The organism is Alteromonas sp. (genome assembly GCF_984505615.1).
Map to the genome: position 1 here is coordinate 1 of NZ_CFHOXV010000057.1, position 18643 is coordinate 18643.

Sequence of the window (18643 nt, forward strand, 5' to 3'; positions counted from 1 at the left end):
AAAAAAGTAATCGCCCGCTAATCAGTAGGTGACAACTTTTGTCTAAGCTAACCATTGCGTTAGATATCATGGGGGGCGATCATGGTCCCCCTGTTATCCTTTCCGCTACCCTCAAAGCCATCCGGCAACATCCAGATTTCAAATTTATCTTATGTGGCCAGCAGTCCGTCATTGAACCTGCTGTCGCTGATTTATTGCCAGAACAACGTGCAAGAGTCACCATCGAACATTGCGACGATGTCGTTGATATGGGCGACGCGCCTGCCTTTGCATTGCGCAATAAAAAGCAATCTTCTATGCGCCGCATTATTGAACTGGTGGAATCCGGGGAGGCCGATGCCTGTGTCAGTGCCGGAAATACCGGCGCGCTGCTGGCAATGGCTTATTATCTTCTGAAAACTCTGCCCGGTATTGACCGGCCAGCCCTTGTTTCAGCAATGCCGACGGCCAGTCATCATAAAGTGTTTTTGCTGGATCTTGGCGCAAACGTAAACTGTACGTCAGAAATACTTTTTCAGTATGGTGTGATGGCCAGTGTACTTGCCCAGGAAGTGTCCGGTATTGAAAAGCCGAGAGTGGCGCTACTGAACGTAGGCGAAGAAGATATAAAAGGTAATGCGCAGGTCAAGATTGCCGATCAGTTGTTCAGAAATGCCAGCGCACTGAATTATATTGGTTATGTGGAAGGGGATGACATTTTTACTGATTATGCCGATGTAGTGGTGACCGACGGATTTACCGGCAATATTGCCCTTAAATCTACCGAAGGTTTAGCCAAACTGGTTATTAATGAAGTAAAACGACAATCCCAAATGAACCTTTTAAGCCGTTTGATGGCCAGAATAGCGTTGCCGCTGCTGAAAAGCATCTACAACAGGGTGAACCCCGACCAGTATAACGGGGCGAGTCTGATAGGATTGCGCGGCATTGTCATCAAGAGTCACGGAAACGCTTCCGCTGACGCTTTTTACTATGCGATTTATCAGGCAATGCAAGAAGCCAAAATGGGCATTCCTGAGAAAATAAAAAGTAAAATAGAAACGGTTTTGTTGGAGCAGCTTTGAGCAATTATTCACGAATTATCGGGACCGGAAGTTATTATCCCAGTGAAGTGCGTACTAATGCCGACCTGGAAAAAATGGTCGATACCAGTGACGAATGGATCACTGAACGTACCGGGATTAAAGAAAGACGAATTATCGGTGCTGACGAAACAGCCGCCACCATGGGATTTGAAGCCAGTAAGCATGCTATAGAAGCTGCCGGTATCGACCCGAAGTCCATCGACATGATTGTGTGTGCAACCACCAGTGGTGCCCATGCATTCCCCAGCACAGCGTGTGAAATTCAGGCGATGCTCGACATTAACGGCATTCCTGCGTTTGATGTTGCCGCTGCCTGTGCCGGTTATTGTTATGCCCTGAGTATTGCCGATCAGTACATCAAGTCTGGTATGGCTAAACGGGTGCTGGTTATTGGTACAGACTGTCTGACCCGCATGATGGATCCTACCGACCGCGGTACAATCATTCTGTTTGGCGACGGTGCAGGTGCAACGGTCATTGAAGCCAGTGAGGAACCGGGTATTTTGTCTACCCATATTCACGCAGACGGTTCTTACGGTGAATTACTCTATGCCGGTAATCCTCAACGGGGTGTAGCATCTTCCGTTGAAGAAAACTGGTGTGCTATGAAAGGCAATGAGACTTTCAAAGTTGCCGTCACTAAATTGTCTGAGACTGTAGAACAAACTCTTGCTGCCAATAATATGGCAAAATCTGATCTTGACTGGCTGGTACCACACCAGGCAAACTTCCGCATCATTAAAGCGACTGCCAGAAAGCTGGACATGTCGTTAGATCAGGTTGTGCTGACCCTGGAGAAATACGGTAACACGTCTGCTGCAACCGTGCCTACTGCACTGGATACTGCTATCAGAGATGGCCGTATTAAGCGTGGTCAGAATCTTCTTCTTGAAGCATTCGGCGGAGGCTTCGCCTGGGCTTCAGCTCTGGTAAGATATTAAGTCCGGTCTGCAGACCGGCACGATAAAGATAACAATAAGGAACAATAATGACTCGTACAGCTTGTGTATTTCCGGGACAAGGTTCCCAGTCTGTCGGCATGCTTAAAGAGCTGGCTGAAAGCCACCCTGTTGTAATTGATACATTTAAAGAAGCGTCAGACGCGTTGGGATATGACTTGTGGGATCTGGTGCAGAATGATACAGACGGCAAGTTAAACGAGACTCACATCACGCAGCCTGCGCTGCTGACAGCCAGCGTTGCCATCTGGCGTATTCTTCAGGAAAAGCAGATTCAGGTAGATTACCTGGCCGGTCACAGTCTGGGTGAATATTCAGCGCTGGTTTGTGCCGGTGCCATTGAATTTAAAGACGCTGTGAAGCTGGTAGAAGCCCGTGGTCAGTTCATGCAACAGGCTGTACCGGCCGGAGCAGGGGCAATGTATGCCATTATCGGGCTGGACGATGAAACCATTGCTGAGTGTTGTCAGCAAACAGCTATTGCAACCGGTGAAGTTGTGTCTCCGGTTAACTTCAATTCGCCGGGCCAGGTGGTCATTGCCGGTGAAAAGGCTGCCGCAGAACAAGCTGCAACGGCATGTAAAGACGCCGGTGCAAAACGTGCGTTACCACTGGCTGTCAGTGTGCCGTCTCACTGCGAACTGATGCGTCCTGCTGCTGACCAGTTAGATGATGCACTGGCTGCAATCAACATTACTGCACCTGCGATTAACGTGGTGAACAACGTTGATGTGAGCGTAGAGTCTTCGGCTGAAGCCATTAAAGATGCGCTCGTGCGTCAGTTATACTGTCCGGTGCAGTGGACCCGTACCGTCGAGTTCCTTGCCGCGCAGGGCGTAGAGAAAATTATTGAAGTGGGGCCGGGTAAAGTATTAACCGGTCTGACTAAACGAATTGATAAAGCATTAACCAGTGTTGCGGTAAATACGCCGGACACACTGGCTGATCTTTAATTACTCAGAATCAGGAAAATTATGAGTCAGTTATCAGGTAAAGTCGCCTTAGTAACAGGCGCAAGTCGCGGTATCGGTAAAGCCATTGCTGAAGCACTGTCTGCGCAGGGCGCAACCGTTGTGGGTACTGCAACCAGCGAAAATGGCGCTGCTGCTATTTCTGAATATTTAGCTGCATCAGGCGGTAAAGGCCTGGCATTAAATGTGACAGACAAAGCATCGGTGGAAACCGTGCTGAAGAACATTACTGATGAATTTGGTGCTATTGATATTCTGATCAATAATGCCGGTATCACCCGTGATAATCTGTTAATGCGAATGAAAGATGACGAGTGGCAGGACATTATCGATACCAATCTGTCATCTATCTTTACGCTGTCTAAAGCCGTGTTACGCGGTATGATGAAGAAGCGTTATGGTCGTATCGTCAATGTTGGTTCAGTAGTGGGCAGTGCCGGTAATGCCGGACAGGCAAACTATGCTGCTGCAAAAGCCGGTGTGATTGGATTTTCCAAATCTATGGCACGTGAAGTGGCATCCCGCGGTATCACCATCAATGTGGTCGCTCCGGGCTTTATCGATACAGACATGACGAAAGCATTGACAGACGACCAGCGAGAAGCGATCTTTAAGGACATCCCGGCAAACAGACTGGGTGCACCGGAAGAAATTGCTTCAACTGTTGCTTTCTTAGTCAGTGATGGCGCTGCGTACATCACTGGTGAAACCATCCATGTGAATGGTGGAATGTATATGAATTAATGTTGCCATCTGGCAGCAATTTCGTGCCTGAGCCTTGTTTTGCTTGGGTGTTGGTGTTAAAAAATTGTAGAATTAATTGGTTGGTTGCTGGTTTGACCAGGATATTTACATCACTTGGTACTTGCAAGGATAGCCCTTGCAAAATAAACTAGCGGCACTTTTTTATCTAGTGACGTTAAGGGAAACCTAGAATTATGAGTAACATCGAAGAGCGCGTAAAAAAGATCATCGTAGAACAGCTGGGCGTTAAAGAAGAAGAAGTAAAAGCTGAAGCTTCCTTCGTTGATGATTTGGGCGCAGATTCACTCGACACTGTTGAGCTGGTTATGGCTTTAGAAGAAGAGTTCGATACTGAAATTCCTGATGAAGAAGCAGAGAAGATCACTACCGTTCAGTCTGCTATCGACTACATCAACGCAAATAAAGACGCGTAAGCGTTCCTGAGTTTTGCGAAAACGGCTCTGTTAAGAGCCGTTTTCGTATCTAACGTTAGTTCCAATACGAGGGCTTTTTGTGACAAAACGTCGCGTAGTAGTTACTGGTATGGGTATGCTTTCACCACTGGCTTCTAATGTTGAAGACACGTGGAGCCGCCTGTTAAAAGGTGAAAGTGGTATCGGTGACATCACCTTATTCGATTGCAGTAACTATTCCACTCGTTTTGCCGGTCAAGTCGATGATTTCGACCCGCAAGATTACATCGAAAAGAAAGAAGCAAAAAAGATGGACCGGTTTATCCAGCTCGGCATTGCCGCGGGTAAGCAGGTTCTTGCTGATTCCGGTCTGGCGATTACTGATGAGAATGCTCACCGTGTAGGTGTGGCTATCGGTTCAGGTATCGGCGGTCTTGAACAAATCGAGCAGAACCACGTTAAACTGATGAACAGCGGTCCTAAGCGCGTTTCACCGTTTTTTGTGCCTTCTACTATCACCAACATGATTTCCGGCTTCCTGTCTATTATGGAAGGGCTGAAAGGGCCGAACCTGAATATCGTGACAGCCTGTACAACCGGTGTGCACAACATTGGTGTGGCAGCGCGTACCATCGCTTACGGCGATGCTGACGCCATGCTTGCAGGTGGTGCTGAAGCTTCTATTACCCCGCTGGGTATCGCAGGTTTTGCAGCAGCCAGAGCGCTGTCCTCAAATAACGATGCGCCGCAGCAGGCCAGCCGTCCATGGGATAAAGACCGTGATGGCTTTGTAATGGGTGAAGGTGCCGGTGTGATGATGCTGGAATCTTATGAATCTGCAGTTGCCCGTGGTGCCAAAATCTATGCTGAACTGACAGGCTTCGGAATGAGCGGTGATGCATATCACATGACTTCACCTCCTGCAGATGGCGAAGGCGCAGCCCGTTCTATGGAAAACGCCTTACTGGATGGCGGCGTTAACCGTGAAGATATTGGTTATATCAATGCACATGGTACGTCCACGCCAGCTGGTGACATTGCAGAAGTTGCAGCAGTAAAGCGGGTATTTGGTGAACATGCTCATCATTTACTGGTCAGCTCGACTAAGTCAATGACCGGTCACCTGTTGGGTGCTGCCGGTTCGGTAGAAGCTATTTTTACCGTGCTTGCACTGCGTGACAAAATGGCGCCGCCTACAATCAACCTGGACAATCCGGGTGAAGGCTGTGATCTTGATTTTGTTGCACACAAAGCGAAATCATTCGATACGCCTTACGCCTTATGTAATTCATTCGGCTTCGGTGGTACTAACGGTTCATTAATCTTCAAACGTATTGACGGTTAATGTAATTGATTGTGAAAAGGCAGCATCACGCTGCCTTTTTTTGTATCTGAAGTGTAGTGATAGGTTATGCGTAACTCACTTGCGGTTTTTGTAAGGCGCGTCTGCACACTGTAAATCCCTGCATCTGCTGGTATACTTCCGCACTGAATTTTATCAATGAATCACACGCTTTATGTCTGAAGACATACATCAGGACCGCGCATTTCAATACGGTGATGGCATGTTTACCACAATGCATGTGGCTTGTGGCCGTGTTGCTCTGTGGTCTCTTCATAAACAGCGGTTACAAAATGACTGTGCCCGGTTGGGATTAACTTTAGATTTGGCCTCGCTGACTGAACAAGTGCATGCGGCAGCGGAAAAACTGGCTGATGGCGTGTTGAAAGTGCACATTTCTTCAGGCTGTGGCGGTCGTGGCTATCAGCGTCCGGCAGGGCAATCTGCTGTCTGGCGGTTATCTGACTTCTCTGTGCCGGCTCAGTATGCTTGCTGGCAGAAGCAGGGAATTGCTGCTGATATCAGCCCGGTGACGCTGGGATTGCAACCCTTGCTGGCAGGTATCAAGCATATTAACCGGCTCGAACAGGTGCTGGTGAAAGAACAGATTACCCTCGATGATGCCATCGTGTGTGATATGCAGGGCTACGTGACAGAGGCGAGTGCCAGCAATGTGTTTTGGTATGCAGACGGTCAGTGGTATACGCCATCACTGGATAACGCCGGCGTGGCCGGTGTTTACCGGGCGTTTATTCTTTCTACCCTTGAGCAGGCCGGCAAGCCTGTGATAACAGGAAAATTTACGATTTCAGATCTTAAAGAAGCCAGCGCGGTTTTTTTATGTAATGCGTTGATGCACATTGTACCGCTGAACCGTATTCAGTTTGATGATGCAGAGGTTCGCTTCGATTGCGGGCCGGTTTGGACGTTGCAGCAGCAAATGAATGAGGCTTATGAGAGGGAACATGAAACGCCTGATTAGTATCCTTGCAGTACTTTTTGCCGGCTTTGCTTTCCTGGCCATCGCTTATTTCTGGTCTGTTAAACAACTCACAGCACCACTTTCGTTAGAAGATGACGTTTTGTACACCGTACCACAGGGTAGTTCTGCGACATCTGTTGTCCGCGACTTATTGGATAACGACCTGGCGTCTTTCCCTCTTCTTACTGCAAAAGTGTGGTTGAAACTGGATCAGCAGGCCAGTGCTGTCAGAGCAGGTACCTATCAGTTAACACCGGGGATGTCTGCAGTGGACGCTCTGTATCTGTTTGCCAGTGGTGATGAATATCAGTTTCAGATAAGTCTTGTGGAAGGGTTGACGCTCAGCCAGTGGATGATGCTGCTCAGAGCCGATATGAATCTGGTTCAGGACGTTACCGGAGATGATGCATTGTCCGGGCTGGCAGCCGCCGTTGAAGGTTATGATTCACAGGCCTGGCCTGAGGGGTTATTCCTGGCAGACACCTATCACTATACTGCCGGTACCTCTGTCTCTGATATCCTCAGACGTGCAGGTGAAGCTTTGAGCCGGTATATTCAGCAACAATGGGATAGCCGCCCCGGGGCATTGCCCTATAAAACGCCTTATGATGTGCTGATCATGGCGTCAATTATTGAGAAAGAAACCGCCGTCGCCAGCGAGCGGCCCCTCATTGCCGGTGTATTTGTTAACAGGCTGGACAGTGGCATGCGCCTGCAAACCGATCCCACCGTTATTTATGGTCTTGGCGATGAGTTTGACGGTAATCTGACCCGTCAGCACCTGCGGGGTAAAACACCGTACAATACGTATACTATTAACGGTTTACCGCCCACACCTATTGCTATGCCGGGTAAAGCGGCCATCGATGCGGCTCTTAATCCGTCGCTGACGGATGCGCTTTATTTTGTTTCCCGCGGTGACGGGACACATGTTTTTTCATCTACGCTGGAAGCCCACAATGAGGCCGTTAACCAGTATCAGCGGAATATCAAAAAAGAATAATATGTCAGGAAAATTCATTGTTATAGAGGGCCTTGAAGGAGCAGGTAAAAGCTCTGTTATTGAGGTAGTGAAACAGTTCATTGAAAGCCGCGGGCATACCTGTGTTTGTACCCGTGAGCCGGGTGGTACGCCCATGGCTGAGGCTATACGTGAATGTGTTAAAGATGACTGGCAGGAGACAGTCGCCGAAGAAACGGAATTAATGCTGATGTATGCTGCCCGCCGTCAGTTGCTGGTTAACGTTATCCATCCGGCCCTCGAAAGAGGAGAGTGGGTGTTGGGTGACCGTCACGATATGAGCTCACTTGCCTACCAGGGCGGCGGCAGACAAATCCCTGAAGATAAGTTGATGGCACTGCGTGAATTGTGTCTGCAGGGCTTTGGTCCCGATCTCACCTTGTATCTTGATGTTGAACCGGAAACCGGATTGCAACGGGCGAGGGGACGGGGAGAGTTAGATCGGATCGAACGTTCCGGGCTGGCTTTTTTTGAGCGCACCCGTGAAAAATATCTGTCACTGACAAATGAATCGCCGACGGCATTTCTCATTGATGCCATGCAGCCTATGGAAAACGTACATCAGGATGTCTTAAGTACACTGGAGGCTAACCTGCCATGATGCCCGGATGGCTGCGACCTCTGTTGCTGAAGTTTACAGACAGACTCCGGTTGCGTAGTCTGCATCACGCATTATTGCTGTCAGGTATTGCTGGTACCGGCAAACGTGTACTGGCGACAGCACTGGCAAAAACCATACTGTGCAAACAGGTATCAGATGAAGGCAGTTGTGGTCAATGCCAGAGTTGTCTGCTTTTTGAAGCCGGTAACCATCCTGACTATCACCAGCTTGTCAGTGAAAAGCAACTCGGCGTCGATGCTGTACGTGGTGGCATACAAAAGTTAGCAGGGACTGCTCAGCTGGGTAACAATAAGGTACTGGTGATCCCTGACGCGGATACCATGACAGAAGCGGCCTCTAATGCGTTACTCAAAACGTTGGAAGAACCGACGGTAAATACTTATTTATTATTACTTACCAGTCGCAAAACGGCGCTGTTACCCACTATCCTGAGCCGGTGCGAAAAACATGATATTCCTTTACCGGCAGAGCAGACCGTTATCGACTGGCTTGCCGCGCAGGGCATAACTGACGTTACCCCGGCAACCATAAAAGCCTACGGCTATGCACCTTATACTGTACTGGACAGTTTGCAGGAAGGTGCTGAAGGGTTGTCGTTCACCGGCTATCAGCAGGGAATTGCGGATTTGATGGGGAATAAAGAATCTCCCCGCAGTCTGGCTGTGAAATGGCAGGAGCATGCTGTTCAGGTAGTAAAATGGTTACAAAGCGATGCCCATGAAAAATATATCCGCACATTGCATTCCGACGATTATCTGGCATCGTTGAAATGTCAGCAGGCGTCTGCACAACTGCAGCATCCCGGCGTAAATAAAGCGGTGATCCTCACCGGCGTACTGGCCGTTTTTTCTGTTAACCCGTTATAAATAAGGTACTGAATTTTGTTCGTAGATTCCCATTGCCATCTGGACCGTTTAAAAATGGACAAGGCCGGACTGGAAGAAACCCTGAAGTTTGCCCGTCAGCGGGGAGTTGAGCATTTCCTGTGCGTCTCAGTGTCTGTTAAAGACTACGATGACATGTATGAAGCGGTAAAAGACTTTCCTGATGTGTCTGTGTCTTGCGGGGTACATCCCTTACATCAGGAAGATGCCTGTGATTACGACACCTTACTGGCGAAAGCGTCTAATCCTGAAGTTGTTGCAATTGGTGAAACGGGTCTGGATTATTTTTACAGTGCTGACACCAAAGAAGTGCAGCTCGCTTCATTTGTGGATCATATCAAGGTTGCGAATGCCCTTCAAAAACCGCTGATCATTCATACCCGGGATGCCCGCGAAGACACACTGTCTTTGCTTAAGGAACATAAAAATCCAGAGACAAAAGGGGTATTACATTGTTTTACCGAAAGTCTCGATATGGCCCTGGCTGCTATCGATATGGGCTTTTATGTTTCCATTTCTGGCATTGTGACGTTTAACTCAGCGGATGAACTCCGTGAAGTGGTAAAAGCGTTACCCATGGAGCGCTTGTTGATAGAAACGGATTCTCCTTGGCTGGCACCGGTTCCTCACAGGGGAAAACAAAATCAGCCTGGCTTTGTGGTCGAAGTGGCTGAATTTATTGCATCAGTAAAAGGGGTAACCGTGGAAGAACTGGCCAGGCAAACCACTGAAAACTTTTACACCTTATTCAGTCATGTCAGACAATAAACCCCTTATCTGGACTGAGCGGCTTCTGAAAAGCTTACAGGCCGGTAAAGATTCACCTGAAAGCCGCTTTATGCAGGTTGCCACCTGCAATAAGGACGGCTTTCCTGAAAACCGCACACTGGTTTTCCGGCAGCTCGATACTGATAAAGGGATTATTTACGCGGTGTCTGATCTGAGAACCGCAAAGGCTGATGCACTTAAGGCAAATGCCAATGCTGCTATTTGCTGGTACTTTACCGGCAGCAGAGAGCAATACCGTTTAAAGTGCACTACCACTATTATCACTGCGGATAACGCACCGGAAGATATTCACCGCGCATGGTCTGAAATGTCTGTACAGGGCAAAAAGCAATTTCTGTGGGGTGTACCCGGTACTGTCAGACAACCGGCAAAGCCTCTCAAGGCGGAAGGCGATATGAATACACCCCCGCCGCATTTCTGCAAGCTGGCTTTCAGGGCAGACTCAGTTGATTACCTGAACCTCAAAGGTAACCCTCAATATCGGGAATTCCAGACACGATGTGAAAGCGACTGGCAAATCCGGGCTGTTATCCCCTGAAAACCGGTAATCACCATTTCATTAAATCGTCTTCACCGTTTCATTTAAGCATACAGACAGTACGTGGGATCAATAAGAAAATAACTGTCAACACGATAGCAGTTTCTGTTTCCCGGAGTATTTATGCAAAATATTGCTCAGAATATTATTTATCTTTCTCACGGTGGCGGACCATTTCCGCTTCTTGGTGAGCCTTCTCACCAGAGTATGGTGGATCAACTAAGCGGGATCGCCGCCTTATTGCCGGTTCCGGAACGCATTCTTCTGATCAGTGCACACTGGGAGGAAAGTACCTTTAGCGTAACAGGGCATCCGTCACCCGGTTTAATTTATGATTATTATGGCTTTCCGGAAGAAGCTTACAGTATTACCTATGCTGCCCCGGGGGATCCTCAATTTGCCGGGACATTACAAGAGTCTGTCAGAGCGGCCGGCATAAAATTATCAGTGTCACCGGAAAGAGGGTTTGATCACGGTATGTTCGTGCCGCTGAAAATCATGTTTCCACAGGCTGATATTCCTGTCGTACAGTTATCATTAAGCAAGCATCTGGACGCTGCTATGCATGTACGTATGGGGGAGGCACTGGCAAAATGTGATTTATCTAAAACGCTGGTGATAGGTTCAGGGTTTTCCTTCCACAATATGAAAGCGTTCTTCAAACCGGTTGCCGGTGCAGATGAAATGAATGATGCTTTTCAGCTCTGGCTGAAAACACTGATGACTGGTGGCGATATCAGTGAAGGAGAGCGCTCACATCAACTCATCAATTGGGAAACAACGGCGCCGAATGCCAGATTTTGCCACCCCCGTGAAGAACACTTATTGCCCTTACACATATGTTACGGACTGGCAGGCAAACCGGCAAAGCAGGCCTTTCAAACGCATATTGCAGGAAAACTGGCGACAACCTTTTTATGGTGACTGACCGGGCGGTTGTTCAGGATGCTATGATATTTGTCCTGATCTGCACTTCCGTCAGGAACCGGTCTTCCGTTGGCAGCAAACTTTGAATTTTTTACCGCTCTGACAGAAACAGGGATCGTTTCTGCTAATTTTGACTGTGCCGGTATCGTCATGCAGTTTTCCACTGTCATAGCGCCAGCAATCGTTTTCTTTCAGGAACAGTGATGTTTCATGGAGAACACCGGTTTTCCGCCTCTCCGCATACCAAGCTTTGAATTCCACATGGTTTGTATCTGTTTGCAATACATCCAGATGGAGCCAGGTCGTGCCGGATGCACTTTCTTCAAGTGCACTGACAGTCAAATCTGCCCGCTTTGATGCTGAATAGGTTTTGAGTACGTATTCATAATTTTTGCTGACATACGCGGAGTATCTCGAACGCATCAGTTGTTCCGGTGAAGTCGCCTCTTGCTGGCCAGCCAGCAATGGCCCGCAACACTGATTTCTGTCTTTACCGCTATTGCAATAACACTGCATTATTTTGCCCGTTTAACTTTTTCGGGGCAGTGTACCTTTGTACAGGGCTATCACCAAGGCCCGGTAACCACATTCTTCATTTCGCTGTTTAGTTCATCGTTGGTAACCCGCAGATTCACAACTGAAACGGCATAACGGCGACATAATTGTTGAATTACCACCCGTTGCTGATCGTCCAGAGCCAGATTCTCAACATATATGGTTTTGCACTGACCAGACATGATGAGTCTTGAAATCCATCCGGGTACATCTTCTTCCGAAGGTTTCTGCATACGGATACTGTGTGGCACATCTTTTTTAAAGGCTACCGATTCTGCAAGTAAGTACGACCAGCCACGGGGACGTGAAACTTCACGGGGCGCGCCATCAAAGGCAAAACTGAGTTGAACGACGTTGTTTGAATGAGTCATGGTAATCCCTGTTTGTTTATACAGTGTATAGGTATACAGTATTTCAGGATGACGACTTGTGCAAGTATTTTTTTGCATAAAAAAGCAGCGCAACACAACAGACTTGGACAGGAAGTCAGCAGTGGCGCGGGCTGAAGTCGTTAACACTTTTAACATTGGTGCATCGAATGCATCTTAATAGGGCAACAGGTGTCCTGAGTTTGAGCAATAAATGAACTAAAATTCACATAGAAATAACATATTGTGGCCGGTTCAGCGGATTATCGTATTTTTTGACCGTTTAACCCTGCTAAGGTCAATGTGGTACTTACAGTGCAATATATGCGTATCTGTCGATATTTCATTGAGTACAAGGAGGGCAGTCGTTGAGCAGTCATAGTATGAGCCGCCGTGCATTATTAGGGTGGATAGGTAAAACCGCGGGCGCCGGCGCGATGTATCAGGCCATGAGTTCACTGGGTTTTGCGGCCGAATCTACAAAGCCCGGTACATTGAAATTAAGCGGTACGAAGAAAGGGGCATCTGTACTGGTGTTGGGTGCCGGTGTGGCGGGTATGACAGCGGCTTATGAGCTGCGCAAAGCCGGCTACAAGGTGAAAATCCTCGAATTTAATGGCAGAGCCGGTGGTCGTTGCTGGACACTCCGAGGTGGCGATACTTATACAGAACTGGGTGGTGCGACCCAGCAATGTCAGTTCGCTGAGGGGAATTACATCAATCCCGGTCCCTGGCGTGTACCCTATCATCACCATCATGTGATGTCTTACATTAACGAGTTTAACGTACCTATTGAGCCTTTTATTCAGGTTAACTACAACGCTTACGTGCATTCTACTAAAGCGTTCAACGGTAAACCCCAGCGTTATCGTGAAGTGCAAGCTGATTATCAGGGATATGCTGCTGAATTATTGAGTAAAGTCATTAACCAGAATGCACTTGATGCTGAACTGAGCGGTGAAGACAGAGAAAAGCTCTTTGAGTCTCTTCGTCACTGGGGAGCACTGGATAAATCTTCTGCTTATAAAAAATCCTATGAGACCAGTTTACGCCGTGGCTTTAAAGTACCGCCGGGCGGCGGACTGTCACCCAAACCTGAACCCTCCGAATTGTTTGACCAAAGTGCCTTACTCCAGTCTGAACTGTGGAAATACATCGTTAATGGTCAGGATATCGAATTCCAGAGCAGTATTTTTCAGCCTGTTGGAGGTATGGACAGTATTGCGAAAGCCTTTGAAAAACGGGTTGGTGATCTCATCGAATACAACGCCAGAGTTACATCTGTTGATCAGAACGACTCCGGTATAACAGTGAAATACGACCAGCAGGGCAGTGCCAAAGAGGCTCGGGCTGACTGGTGTGTGTGCACAATTCCTCTCTCGATTCTTTCACAGATCCCTGTCACAGCAAGCAATGCAATGAAGACCGCTATCCGCTCGGTGCCTTATGCAGCGTCAGTGAAAGTGGGCCTGGAATTTAAGCGCCGCTTCTGGGAGCAGGACGATGCGATTTATGGCGGCGTTTCATACACCAATCTGCCCATTACTAATATCAGCTATCCCAGTACAAAGTTTTGTGACAAAGGCAAAGGGGTGTTGCTGGGCGGCTATGTATGGGGACCAAACGCTTTCGAATTTACCTCGTTACCACCGGAGGAGAGAGTCAAAAAAGCCGTTCAGTACGGCAAACAGATCCATCCGCAATACGAGCAGGAGTTCGACAACGGCATTGCCGTTGGCTGGCACAGAGTGCCCTGGACACAAGGATGCTACGGCGTGTGGACTGAAGAAAAGCGGGAAGAACACTATGAAAACCTGTGTCAGGTAGATGGTCGTCTGGTACTGGCCGGTGAGCATGCTTCAAATCTGCCTGCATGGCAGGAAGGGGCCATAGCTTCGGCGCGGGACGCTATTGAACGGTTACATGCCAAAGCACTGACAACGGCTGCATGAAAGAGAGGACAGAACAATGAAATCATTAATTAACGTTGCCGGTACCGGTTTACTGCTTCTGAGCAGCTGTGCATTTGCTACTGATGATGCCGGTTTTTCTCAGGGTAAGAATTTTGAAGAAGTGTCCGGAGATGAGCTGTATCACGCTATCTGTCAGGGATGTCATATGCCCGATGCACAGGGCGCCAAAGGTGCAGGCGCCTATCCTGCACTGGCAAATAATCCCAAACTGAGTGCTGCCCCTTATGTCACATTTATGGTCAGCAACGGTATGGGTGGTATGCCCGCATTAAAACAATATTTATCCGATGAACAAATCGCCGAAGTGGTGAATTATACACGTACACACTTTGGTAACCATTTTACTGACACCGTGAGTGCAGAAGACGTTAAAACCATTGCCCGAAGATAAAAAGGAAAAACGTAAATGAAAAAGTTATTAGTTGCCCCGTTACTACTGAGTGCTGTTTTTGCTAATACAGGTTGCAGTGAAGCAGAAGCAACCTCCACCCCGAAAGAAACTGTTATACGTCACGGGTTAATTGGTTCAGATTTCCCCATACTGCGCGCCTCTGAAGTGCCGGCAACCAGTACCATTGTATTTTTAAGCGGGTCTGTACCCGGCGTAAGCAACCCTGACGCACCGGAAGGGAGCAGGGAGGCCTACGGTGATACAGAAATGCAAACCGTGAGCGTCATGAAACGTATCGACGAAAACCTGAAAAGTCTGGGACTCACTATGGGCGATGTCATCAAGATGCAGGCATTTCTGGTCGGGGATCCTGAAATGGACGGGAAAATGGACTTTGCCGGCTTTATGCGAGGCTATACTCAGTTTTTCGGAACAGATGAACAGCCTAACTTGCCTTCACGTTCTGCTTTACAGGTTGCCGGTCTGGCGAACCCTAACTATCTGGTAGAGATTGAAGTTACTGCGGTTCGTCCTGAATAATTCTTAAAGAGTACTGTGCCGGTGATACTATGCTTTCACCGGTATTTTATTAATACAGGGTATGTTGCCCTCAGCCTTTCTGTTATCCCGCCATTATCTGTCTACCTGACATAGCGCAAACTAAACAAAATACCGGCAACAAGCCAGTAAAATACCGGTTCCTGCCAGCCTGTTTTAAGTGACCAGGTGTAATGCAAAATGGCCAGAAACAATGCCGCCCATACGGTGTTGTGAAGCGGTTGCCAGCGCTGTCTCATTTTTTTCCTGATGAACAACGGAGACGTGACCGTCAGTGCAAGCAGGATCAATAAGGCGGCGAAACCCACCAGTATATAAGGCCTTTCAACGATCTCTTCGCCGGCCATCTGCCAGGCAAACTGCAGTTCAAACGCCAGCCAGGTAAGAAAATGCGCCAGTGCGTATACAAACACATAGACCCCTGCCATTCTTCTGAGTTTAATAATATCGGCGCAGGGCAAACGTCTTGCTATCTGTGACAACGCGAGGGTAAAAAGTAACAGGTTCACCGCCATAATCCCGCTGGAATGGAGCAGCGCTTTTACCGGATCGGCACCCAGCTGATCATTGATACCGGCATAAAATAACAACGCCAGGTAACCCGATGCCAGGGTATGGATCACGAACTTAATACTGTTGATCTGAAATGATGTCAGCCTGACAGGGCGTGAAAACAACGTTTTCTTCATTGAAACCTAATAAAACTTAGATAAATCCATACCTGAATACAGTGATGCAACTTCCTGGTATCCGTTAAACGGTCGGGTAGGGATGCGATTTTGGTTAAACAGACCACCACTGGTGATCCGTCTTTCAGAAGCCTGACTCCACCTGGGATGATCAACCGCCGGGTTTACATTCGCATAGAAGCCGTACTCCCGGTGGGCCAGACGTTTCCAGGTTGTTGGCGGCTCTTTGTCTGTTAACGTAATACTGACGATGGATTTGATACTTTTGAAGCCATACTTCCAGGGCACGACCAGTCTGACCGGCGCCCCGTTTTGTGGCGGCAGGCTTTTGCCATAGACACCGGTTGCCAGCATGGTTAGCGGGTGCGTTGCCTCATCAATACGCAAGCCTTCTACATACGGGTAGTCAATGCCGCCTCCGGTGAAGCGGCTTCGCTGGCCTGGCATCTGCTCAGGATCAAAAAGTGTTTTGAACGCCACATACTTAGCCGACGATAATGGTTTTGCCTCTGCAAGCAAGTGACTTAGCTGAAATCCCGTCCAGGGAATAACCATAGACCAGGCTTCTACACAGCGTAAACGGTAAATTCTCTCTTCCAGCGCAAGCCGGGTAAATAAATCATCGTAATTGAGAGTGAGAGGTTTTTCGACCAGACCGTCTACTTTCAACGTCCAGGGTTCGGTGCTGAATTGCTGCGCGTTATTGACAGGGTCGCTTTTGTCTGTGCCGAATTCGTAAAAATTATTGTAGGACGTTACTTTTGCTTCCGGTGTGAGCGCCTCATCCGGTTTAAAGTTTTCATTCACGGAAAATTCGAGAGGCCGTGTCCGGAACGTATCTTTTTTCTCTTCATCATCACTGAACCAGCCAAAGGCTGATGCAGGTTGTGACATGAGCGCACCCAACCCGGCAAAGCCTAATGATTTGATCACATTGCGGCGATCGCGGTAAACAGATTCATCAGTAACGTCACAATCTTTGAATGTCTGAGATGGTTTGAAGCGGTGAGCCATAACTACCCTTTTTATAAAAACACATCTGTAAGACCGGTATCACAGAGATTTTATTTCAATTAAATATTGTTCATTTACAGGCTGTACGTTGTTGCGACTCTCGGATTTCAACTGAAGCCGTCGAATTGTGCAGTTTGTTTAGGTAAAAACAAACTCGCATACAGCCTTGCGGCAAATTCATCTGTCATGCCTGATATGTAATCAGAAATGACTCTGTGACCGTTATCCTGTTCCTGCGCCTTCAGCCAGCGGCTGCGTGTGTTATCCGGTAACAGCCGTTCCGGTTCTGAACTGAATGCTTCAAACAGTTCCATTACGGTTTGCTGACCTTTGTACTCCAGTAACTGAACTTCGGTTTTCCTGATGACCTTCTGAAATACAAAATCCTTGAATAAAGCCAGGGCGTTGAAATGCCGCTCAGGCATAACGGCCTGGTAACGGAGGAGGGGATGGCTGAATACAGGATTTTCTTCAATGACAATCGCGGTAATAAAGCTGTTTACCAGTGCACCGATGGCATTTTTCCGTTCGTGATGACGCTCACTGAACAGACGTTTTGTGAGAGATGAGATCTCTGCAGACAGCCACGGGACATCCATTTCTGCAAGAGGTTTGGTTACGGCTTCAGTAAAGGCGCTGACCGAGACCATTTTCATCACGATGGCATCTTCGAGATCATGGATCCCGTATGCGATATCATCCGCCAGTTCCATAATGGAACAATCAAAAGATTTGTAACGGGTTTTCCCATGTCTGTCTTCATTGTGCTCATATGCCATGAACCGGTCTTTTTCGTCATCGCCCAGAGGGTCGAGCAGCCAGTCAAACAATGCTTCATCACAACGGTAAAGCCCTTTGGGAGGGTGCCAGTGCGAGGCCTGAAGCTGCCTCAATGAACCCGGCCGGGTACCGAGACAGGCAGGGTTTGTAAGGGTGTCGATAAAATTGGGATATTTTACCAGCCCCAGAATACTGCGGCGGCAAAGGTTCATGCCGTGCTCTTCAGTATAGGGCTCCAGCTGGCATATAATGCGGAAGGTCTGTCCGTTTCCTTCAAAGCCGCCGTGATCATGCATCATATAATTCAGCGCAATTTCGCCACCATGCCCGAAAGGAGGGTGACCAATGTCATGAGCCAGACAGAGGGTTTCGATCAGGCTGCTGTCGAGATGCAACTCGCGGGTTTCGCCGGGAAACTTGCCCTGTAACTGAGCGGTAATACCGGTACCGATTTGAGCGGCTTCCAGTGAATGGGTAAGACGGGTGCGGTAAAAGTCGCTGAGTCCGGCCCCCAGCACCTGTGTTTTCGACTGCAACCGCCTGAAAGCAGCGGAATGCAGCACTCTGGCTTTGTCACGTTGCCACGGGTTTCTGTGATCACCGTCCCGGGACTGACTGCGTGGCAAACGTCTTTCACACCACTTTGATGAAAAATCCGGCATACTGCAGTTACTCTCTCACATTTATGCGTGTTGATTCAGTGTTCAACATAGCATCAAACCCTTGAATTACAAAGGGCTGAGGGAGTCAGATATCCTGTTGTGACAGTTCATCAACGCTTACCAGACAATTGTCTGTGAAGGTGTCGAACAGATAACGGACTTCCGGTAGCTTTTCTTTAAAATGGGCAAGCATGCCGTCGAGTCGGTCGCGGACGGGAATAAATTCGCGGTTACCGAAGGCAATTTCATCGCAGGCTTTCAACCAGGCTGAGATAAGATCGGCGGCTTTTACCAGCGTTTTATATTCAGGATCCACACTGGCCTGTACCACCAGATCTGAGAAATGCTTTTGTAATGCCAGAGGCAAAGAAGCGAC

General features: G+C 48.3%; 22 protein-coding genes. 16 read left to right on the forward strand and 6 right to left on the reverse strand.

The window, feature by feature from the left end:
• The first annotated feature begins 38 nt into the window (after positions 1-38).
• From plsX to AC4PME_RS19260, 13 genes are all read left to right on the forward strand, one after another.
• Complete coding sequence (gene plsX / locus AC4PME_RS19200; protein WP_119501521.1) at positions 39-1064, forward strand: phosphate acyltransferase PlsX; 1026 nt, start codon at positions 39-41, stop codon at positions 1062-1064.
• Positions 1061-2026 carry a beta-ketoacyl-ACP synthase III gene (locus AC4PME_RS19205; protein ID WP_119501520.1) on the forward strand — a complete coding sequence of 322 codons (966 nt, stop codon included), beginning with the start codon at positions 1061-1063 and terminating at the stop codon, positions 2024-2026. Before plsX ends, AC4PME_RS19205 begins: the two co-directional genes overlap by 4 nt.
• Before the next feature lie 47 nt (positions 2027-2073).
• Positions 2074-2997, forward strand: a complete 924-nt coding sequence (fabD, locus tag AC4PME_RS19210; protein WP_119501519.1) for an ACP S-malonyltransferase — start codon at positions 2074-2076, stop codon at positions 2995-2997.
• A gap of 21 nt (positions 2998-3018) precedes the next feature.
• Positions 3019-3759 carry a 3-oxoacyl-ACP reductase FabG gene (gene fabG / locus AC4PME_RS19215; RefSeq protein WP_119501518.1) on the forward strand — a complete coding sequence of 247 codons (741 nt, stop codon included), beginning with the start codon at positions 3019-3021 and terminating at the stop codon, positions 3757-3759.
• 194 nt (positions 3760-3953) lie between these two features.
• A complete protein-coding gene (acpP, locus tag AC4PME_RS19220) occupies positions 3954-4193 on the forward strand; it encodes an acyl carrier protein (RefSeq protein WP_012518211.1) in 240 nt (79 codons plus the stop codon).
• A gap of 79 nt (positions 4194-4272) precedes the next feature.
• The gene (gene fabF / locus AC4PME_RS19225; protein WP_491045397.1) at positions 4273-5517 is read left to right on the forward strand and encodes a beta-ketoacyl-ACP synthase II; all 1245 of its coding nucleotides are present in this window, start codon (positions 4273-4275) and stop codon (positions 5515-5517) included.
• Between the two features lie 172 nt (positions 5518-5689).
• Positions 5690-6496: an aminodeoxychorismate lyase gene (gene pabC / locus AC4PME_RS19230; RefSeq protein WP_491045398.1), complete on the forward strand. Its 807-nt coding sequence runs from the start codon at positions 5690-5692 to the stop codon at positions 6494-6496.
• The gene (mltG, locus tag AC4PME_RS19235; protein ID WP_491045399.1) at positions 6480-7499 is read left to right on the forward strand and encodes an endolytic transglycosylase MltG; all 1020 of its coding nucleotides are present in this window, start codon (positions 6480-6482) and stop codon (positions 7497-7499) included. Before pabC ends, mltG begins: the two co-directional genes overlap by 17 nt.
• Position 7500: 1 nt before the next feature.
• Positions 7501-8118, forward strand: a complete 618-nt coding sequence (tmk, locus tag AC4PME_RS19240) for a dTMP kinase (protein ID WP_491045400.1) — start codon at positions 7501-7503, stop codon at positions 8116-8118.
• Complete coding sequence (gene holB, locus AC4PME_RS19245) at positions 8115-9005, forward strand: DNA polymerase III subunit delta' (protein WP_491045401.1); 891 nt, start codon at positions 8115-8117, stop codon at positions 9003-9005. The genes tmk and holB overlap by 4 nt, the downstream gene beginning before the upstream one ends.
• Before the next feature lie 15 nt (positions 9006-9020).
• Positions 9021-9791, forward strand: a complete 771-nt coding sequence (locus tag AC4PME_RS19250) for a TatD family hydrolase (protein WP_491045402.1) — start codon at positions 9021-9023, stop codon at positions 9789-9791.
• Positions 9778-10350 (forward strand): pyridoxamine 5'-phosphate oxidase family protein, encoded by a 573-nt coding sequence (locus tag AC4PME_RS19255; protein ID WP_491045403.1) that lies wholly within the window; start codon positions 9778-9780, stop codon positions 10348-10350. Before AC4PME_RS19250 ends, AC4PME_RS19255 begins: the two co-directional genes overlap by 14 nt.
• Positions 10351-10473: 123 nt before the next feature.
• Positions 10474-11274 carry a DODA-type extradiol aromatic ring-opening family dioxygenase gene (locus AC4PME_RS19260; protein WP_491045404.1) on the forward strand — a complete coding sequence of 267 codons (801 nt, stop codon included), beginning with the start codon at positions 10474-10476 and terminating at the stop codon, positions 11272-11274.
• 54 nt (positions 11275-11328) lie between these two features.
• Here AC4PME_RS19260 and AC4PME_RS19265 read toward each other — a convergent pair whose 3' ends face one another.
• Positions 11329-11793: a YchJ family protein gene (locus tag AC4PME_RS19265; protein WP_491045405.1), complete on the reverse strand. Its 465-nt coding sequence runs from the start codon at positions 11791-11793 to the stop codon at positions 11329-11331.
• Between the two features lie 50 nt (positions 11794-11843).
• Positions 11844-12203 carry a deoxyguanosinetriphosphate triphosphohydrolase gene (locus AC4PME_RS19270; protein WP_491045406.1) on the reverse strand — a complete coding sequence of 120 codons (360 nt, stop codon included), beginning with the start codon at positions 12201-12203 and terminating at the stop codon, positions 11844-11846.
• A gap of 365 nt (positions 12204-12568) precedes the next feature.
• On the opposite strand from AC4PME_RS19270, the gene AC4PME_RS19275 reads away from it, so the two are divergent.
• Genes AC4PME_RS19275 through AC4PME_RS19285 form a run of 3 tightly spaced genes read left to right on the forward strand, consistent with a single transcriptional unit; the run spans position 12569 to position 15104 of the window.
• Complete coding sequence (locus AC4PME_RS19275; RefSeq protein ID WP_491045407.1) at positions 12569-14152, forward strand: flavin monoamine oxidase family protein; 1584 nt, start codon at positions 12569-12571, stop codon at positions 14150-14152.
• Positions 14153-14168: 16 nt separating this feature from the next.
• A complete protein-coding gene (locus tag AC4PME_RS19280) occupies positions 14169-14564 on the forward strand; it encodes a c-type cytochrome (protein ID WP_119501508.1) in 396 nt (131 codons plus the stop codon).
• A gap of 15 nt (positions 14565-14579) precedes the next feature.
• Positions 14580-15104 carry a RidA family protein gene (locus AC4PME_RS19285; protein WP_119501507.1) on the forward strand — a complete coding sequence of 175 codons (525 nt, stop codon included), beginning with the start codon at positions 14580-14582 and terminating at the stop codon, positions 15102-15104.
• 101 nt (positions 15105-15205) lie between these two features.
• Here the strand turns inward: AC4PME_RS19285 and msrQ are convergent, their stop codons facing one another.
• The 4 genes from msrQ to AC4PME_RS19305 all read right to left on the reverse strand — a co-directional run.
• Complete coding sequence (msrQ, locus tag AC4PME_RS19290) at positions 15206-15811, reverse strand: protein-methionine-sulfoxide reductase heme-binding subunit MsrQ (protein ID WP_491529709.1); 606 nt, start codon at positions 15809-15811, stop codon at positions 15206-15208.
• A gap of 6 nt (positions 15812-15817) precedes the next feature.
• Positions 15818-16825 carry a protein-methionine-sulfoxide reductase catalytic subunit MsrP gene (gene msrP / locus AC4PME_RS19295; RefSeq protein WP_491045409.1) on the reverse strand — a complete coding sequence of 336 codons (1008 nt, stop codon included), beginning with the start codon at positions 16823-16825 and terminating at the stop codon, positions 15818-15820.
• 107 nt (positions 16826-16932) lie between these two features.
• Positions 16933-18267, reverse strand: coding sequence for an anti-phage deoxyguanosine triphosphatase (locus AC4PME_RS19300; RefSeq protein WP_491045410.1), 1335 nt, complete (start codon positions 18265-18267; stop codon positions 16933-16935).
• An 85-nt stretch (positions 18268-18352) separates the two neighbouring features.
• Positions 18353-18643 (reverse strand): YfbR-like 5'-deoxynucleotidase (locus tag AC4PME_RS19305; protein WP_491529710.1); only part of this gene is annotated, 291 nt, incomplete at its 5' end.